The 984-nt window shown below is 41.2% G+C and carries 1 protein-coding gene; it reads right to left on the bottom strand.

The annotated features are described in order from the left end of the window. The coding region (locus EL17_RS22385; RefSeq protein ID WP_035080109.1) for an IS3 family transposase at positions 1-854 on the bottom strand (854 nt) is incomplete at its 3' end. Positions 855-984 lie beyond the last annotated feature (130 nt).

Raw genomic sequence — 984 nt, 5'->3', positions numbered from 1 at the left:
GCTATCTTTTTTTGATTGTTTTTCCAGAATTGCTCAGGTGATAAGTATCCAATTGCCGAATGTATCCTCTTTCTATTATACCAAATTTCAATAAATTCGAACAGCTCTTGTTTTGCCTGTTTTAATGATTCGTATATTTGATATTTAGTTTCCGCTTTTAAAATCTTGAAGAAGCTTTCCGCCACCGCATTATCCCAACAATTTCCTTTCCTGCTCATGCTTTGTATAACCTTTTCCATATCAAGTTCAGCCCTAAATTCACGGCATGCATACTGTACCCCTCTGTCTGAATGAAAGATTAAGCCTTTGAAGAATGGCCTGTTGATTTGTGCCATTCTCCATGCCGGAACTACTGTTTGGGAAGCATGCATGGATGTGGCCATAGACCAGCCTATTATTCTGCGATCATATAGATCCATGATTATTGTCAGGTATAGCCAGCCCTCTTTTGTTCTGATATAAGTGATATCCGATACCCAGGCTTCCGAGGCCTTGACCGGAGAAAAGTTTCTGTCCAGAATATTGGGACTGATCCGGAATCCGTGATTAAAATCTGTAGTACATACCTTAAATTTTCTAATGGTAATGCTTTTTAACCGATTGGCCTTCATGATTCTGGCCACCCGTGGACGTGATACTTTAAATCCCCTGTCCCTTAGATCCATGGTGATTTTTGGACTTCCGTACCGGCCTTTGCTCTGAGTGTAGAGTTCTTGGATCTGCTTGGTCAACACCTCCTGTTCCTTTGAACGAGGAGAAGGTTTCCGGTGAAGCCAGGCATAAAAGCCGCTCCTGCAAACACCAAAAACCTTACACATCTTTTCAACAGTAAATTCATGTCTAAACTTTTTTATAAACCTGTATTTTTGCTGTCCCCCTTGGAAAAGATGCTTACTGCCTTTTTTAGGATATCACGCTCCATTTCAGCATCCCGAAGAGCCTTTTTCAGCGCCAAAATCTCTTTCTGTTCATCTGTCAAGTGCT

This window comes from Anditalea andensis, from assembly GCF_000714815.1.
GTDB lineage: Bacteria > Bacteroidota > Bacteroidia > Cytophagales > Cyclobacteriaceae > Anditalea > Anditalea andensis.
This window is presented reverse-complemented; position numbering and strand designations above follow the sequence as displayed.